Source organism: Acidovorax sp. KPB24-03, from assembly GCF_057546605.1.
In genome coordinates this window covers 1-4166 of record NZ_BAAJYR010000317.1, presented here as the reverse complement: position 1 = coordinate 4166, position 4166 = coordinate 1, and the positions used below count along the sequence as shown (strand labels likewise).

At 69.2% G+C, this 4166-nt stretch carries 4 protein-coding genes and 2 pseudogenes; 2 read left to right on the top strand and 4 right to left on the bottom strand.

Features of this window, described 5'->3' with window-relative positions; all coding sequences use genetic code 11:
- Positions 1 to 320, bottom strand: a pseudogene (locus AC27KI_RS19980) (SDR family NAD(P)-dependent oxidoreductase); the annotation flags it as partial.
- Positions 321 to 365: 45 nt separating this feature from the next.
- Between AC27KI_RS19980 and AC27KI_RS19975 the strand changes: the two are divergent.
- Positions 366 to 1465, top strand: a pseudogene (locus AC27KI_RS19975) (CDP-6-deoxy-delta-3,4-glucoseen reductase).
- A gap of 52 nt (positions 1466 to 1517) precedes the next feature.
- Here AC27KI_RS19975 and AC27KI_RS19970 read toward each other — a convergent pair.
- Together AC27KI_RS19970 and AC27KI_RS19965 are read right to left on the bottom strand one after the other, a co-directional pair.
- The gene (locus AC27KI_RS19970; RefSeq protein WP_487115439.1) at positions 1518 to 1781 is read right to left on the bottom strand and encodes a hypothetical protein; all 264 of its coding nucleotides are present in this window, start codon (positions 1779 to 1781) and stop codon (positions 1518 to 1520) included.
- A 124-nt stretch (positions 1782 to 1905) separates the two neighbouring features.
- Positions 1906 to 2262 carry a four-helix bundle copper-binding protein gene (locus tag AC27KI_RS19965; protein WP_284428994.1) on the bottom strand — a complete coding sequence of 119 codons (357 nt, stop codon included), beginning with the start codon at positions 2260 to 2262 and terminating at the stop codon, positions 1906 to 1908.
- A gap of 156 nt (positions 2263 to 2418) precedes the next feature.
- Here AC27KI_RS19965 and AC27KI_RS19960 point away from each other — a divergent pair, with 156 nt between their 5' ends.
- A complete protein-coding gene (locus AC27KI_RS19960; protein ID WP_487115437.1) occupies positions 2419 to 3390 on the top strand; it encodes a tripartite tricarboxylate transporter substrate binding protein in 972 nt (323 codons plus the stop codon).
- Between the two features lie 92 nt (positions 3391 to 3482).
- On the opposite strand, the gene AC27KI_RS19955 is transcribed toward AC27KI_RS19960, so the two are convergent.
- Positions 3483 to 4166, bottom strand: a 684-nt coding sequence (locus AC27KI_RS19955; RefSeq protein WP_487115435.1) for a GlxA family transcriptional regulator, incomplete at its 5' end; no start/stop codon positions are given.

The following is a 4166-nucleotide window of genomic DNA, read 5'->3' as shown; positions in this document are numbered from 1 at the left end:
GTCATACCCTTTGGCAGCACCGGCACCGCATCGCCCGGCGGGGGCGCAAGGTGCAGAACGCGGGTGGCCAGGCCGGACAGGCGGCGCAGGCTGGGCGCATCGTCCAGGTTGCCCAGCAGGGGGGTGATGCCGGCGGCGCGCAGTGGCGCCCTGCGTTCAGGACTGGAAGTCAGGGCCAGCACCCGAGGCCGGGGCCCGCCGGCCGATGCACCCAGCACCCGGGCCGCCCGCAGCCCCACGTCGCCACAGCCGATGATGAGCACGCGCTGGCGGCGAAAGCGCGCCGGCAGGGCACCGAGGGGGCTTTGGTTTGAGGGCAAAATCGGATCCGTTTGGCGAGAAGAACCTCCAAGGATACCCACTCCATGACCCCCGCAGAGACGGCCGCAGCCGCCCACCAGATCACCGTACAGCCCAGCGGCCGGGCCTTTGCCGCACAGCCCGGCGAATCCATTCTGGCCGCGGCCATCCGCAGCGGCGTGGGCCTTCCCTATGGCTGCAAGGATGGGGCCTGCGGCTCGTGCAAGTGCAAGAAGCTCAGCGGCTCCGTGGCCCATGGCGAGCACCAGTCCAAGGCCCTGAGCGCGGCCGAGGCCGACGCGGGCTTCGTGCTCACCTGCTGCGCCCAGCCGCTGACCGACGTGGTGCTCGAATCGCGCCAGGTGACCGATGAAAGCGCTACCCCATCAAGAAGCTGCCGGTGCGCGTGTCCACGCTCACACGGGTGTCGCACGACGTCATGCAGGTGCGCCTGCAGTTGCCCGCAGCGGACACGTTCCGCTACCACGCCGGCCAGTACATCGAATTCATCCTGCGCGACGGCGCGCGCCGCGCGTACTCCATGGCCAACGCGCCCCACACCCAGGCCGACGCGCCGGGGCTGGAACTGCACATCCGCCACATGGCGGGCGGGCGCTTCACCGACCACGTGTTTGGCGCCATGAAGGAAAAGGAAATCCTGCGTGTGGAAGGCCCCTTCGGCAGTTTCTTCCTGCGCGAGGACAGTCCCAAGCCCATCATCCTGCTGGCCTCGGGCACGGGGTTCGCCCCGATCAAGGCGCTGCTCGAACACATTCAGGCCAAGCGCATCGAGCGCCCGGTCACTCTGTACTGGGGCGGCCGCCGTCCCGGCGATCTGTACATGGATGGCTGGGTGCGCGAGCGCATGGCCACGATGCCCCAGCTGGCCTATGTGCCCGTGGTGTCCCATGCCTTGCCGGAAGACGCCTGGGCGGGCCGCACGGGCTTCGTGCACCAGGCCGTGATGGACGACCATGCCGACCTATCGGGCCACCAGGTCTATGCCTGCGGCGCCCCCATCGTGGTCGATACGGCACGGGTGGTGTACAGCGCGGAACGCCAGCTCCCCCCTGATGAGTTCTATGCAGACGCCTTCACATCCGAGGCCGACAAGCACGGGGCGAGCGGGCCTTCCGCCCAACCCTCCGGAGCCATCTCAGGCTGACGCGGTCCGGGCGCCAGCTTGCAGCAAGGAGCGCGCACCCGGCGCGCGGCCTTCAGCGGCGCCAGCCCGGCCGGCCGTAATAGCCGCGCCCATAGCCGCCCCGGCCATAGACGCCGAAGAAGCCGAAGAAGCCGATGGTCGGCGCCACCACCACGGGCGGCGGCGCCACGTACACGGATTCGGTCTGGTAGTAGCCCGGCCCGCCGTAATAGCCGGACCCTGCGTAGTAGCCCGGGCCGACCGGGGCCACGACGCAGCCGGTGAGCAGGCTGGCGGCCACCGAAGCGGCGGCGAGGGTGATTAGGCGGATGGACATGGTGGCTCCTTGGTGCGGGGTCCGAGATGCCATTCAACGCCCCGAACCTTAAGCGGTCACTTCCACACGGTATCTCAGAAGTAACAACCGGTAATAGCCATCCGCCGGCTTTGATGGATGGGCTTCAGCGCGACAGCGCGCGGCAGGCTTCGGCGCAGCGGCGGCAAGCTTCGGCGCAGGCCTGGCAATGGGCCATGCCGTGCCGGGCGCATTCGTTGGCGCAGCTGTCGCACAATCGGGCGCACAGGGCGCAGATCTCCGGCGCGTGGGCGCTTTCGCGGGCCATGGCGGCGGCGGCCACACGGCACAGCGCGGCGCAGTCCATGTCCAGGGCAATGCACTGCACCATGCAGCGGGGCTCGGGCTCGCGCAGGCACGCGGCTGCGCAGTAGTCACAGGCATCGGCACATTCGCTGCAGGCACGAATGCACTGGGCATAACGCGATGCGGTGACGGTGTCGTGCGGGGCGGCCTGCGGCATGGAATGTCCTTTTTCCGCCGGTGCGGCGGCGCGTGATGGGGTGCAAACTGGGAAACGGCTTCGACGTTTATAGAAATGCCCCCTCGCGGGCCCTGTAGGACGGCGCTGCGACCTCGCACCGCCAGACCCCCTTTCAATTTTTTGCACAATGGCAGCATGAATCGCAGAAACCTCCTTCTCTCGGCCGCCGCCTTCGCCACGGCGTTTGCATCCCCGCTGGGCTACGCGCAGGATGCGCCGATCCGGCTGATCGTGCCCTACGCACCCGGGGGGCCGCTGGACGTCACGTCCCGCGCGCTGGCCGAGCGGGTGCGCGACACGCTGGGCACGGTGATCATCGACAACAAGGCGGGCGCGGGCGGCAACATCGGCGCCGATGCCGTCGCCAAGGCCGCGCCGGACGGTCTCACCATCGGCCTGGCCGCCACGGCGACGCATGCCGTCAACCCCTGGCTCTACAGTCGCATGCCTTACGACGCGGCCAAGGACTTCGCCGGTATCACACAGATGGTGAGCGTGCCCAACGTGTTCGTCATCAATGCGGCCAAGGCGGCGGAACTCAAGATCAACACCGTGGCCGATTTGATCGCCTACGCCAAGGCCAACCCCGCCAAGCTGAACTACGGCAGCGGCGGCAACGGCAGCGCAGGCCACCTGGCGGGTGAAATGTTCAAGCAACGCGCCGGCATCTACGCCCTGCACATTCCCTACCGCGGTGCCAGTCCCGCGCAACTGGCGCTGCTGGCCGGCGAAGTGGATTTCAACATCGACAACCTGGCCGCCGCCGCGCCCAACATCCGCTCGGGCAAGCTCAAGGCGCTCGCGGTGACCTCGCCGCAGGCCAGCGCCATGCTGCCGGGCGTGCCCCCGCTGTCGGCCACGTTCAAGGGCTTTGCGATCGAGACGTGGTGGGGCCTGGTCGCACCGGCCGGCACGCCCAAGCCCGTCATCGCCAAGCTGAACAAGGCCTTCGTCGCCGCGCTCAATGCGCCGGAGACCAAGACGCGCTTCGCGGCCCTTATGGCCGAGCCCGTGGGCACCACGCCCGAGCAGTTCGATGCCTTCATGGCGTCGGAGCGTGCCAAGTACCAGCAGGTGGTGAAGGCTTCCGGCGCGAAGGTCGACTGACCAGGCCAGGCGCGCAGCCGCCAACGGATTGAAACGGCTGCCGGCGCATACCCATCGTGGTCCGGCACCTATATTTTCAATAGCAACTCGTTTCAGGCGGCAGCGCGGAACTGCCGCCGGTAGGCCGAGGGCGCAATGCCCACCGCCACCGAGAAGTGCTGCCGCAGCGAGACGGCGGAGCCGAAGCCCGACGCGACGGCCACAGCATCGATCGACTGGTCTCCACCCTCCAGCAGGCGCTGCGCCAGCGCGATGCGCTGGTTCTGCAGCCATTGCCCCACCGTGGTCCCGGTGGACTGGCGAAAGCGGCGCGTGAAGGTGCGCGGGCTCATCACGGCACGCTCGGCCAGCGCCTCCAGCGTGTGCGCCTCGTGCAGGTGTTCGCCCAGCCACTGCAGCAGCGGAGCAAGGCGATCTCCCCGCACCGAGAGCGCCACCGGCTGCTGGATGTACTGCGCCTGGCCACCCTGACGGTGCGGGGCCACCACCATGCGGCGTGCGGCGCAGTTGGCGGCCTCGGCACCGTGCTGCTGGCGCAGCAGGTGCAGGCAGCAGTCGATGCCCGCGGCGGTGCCGGCCGAGGTCAGCACCGTGCCATCTTCCACATACAGCACCTCGGGCCGAAGCGCCACCTGCGGGTAACGCTGCGCGAACGCCTGCGCCAGCGCCCAATGGGTCGTGGCGGCGCGGCCGTCGAGCAGCCCCGCCTCGGCCAGCACGAACGCCCCCAGGCACAGGCCCACGATGCGCGCGCCCCGGCGGTGCGCGGCCCGCAG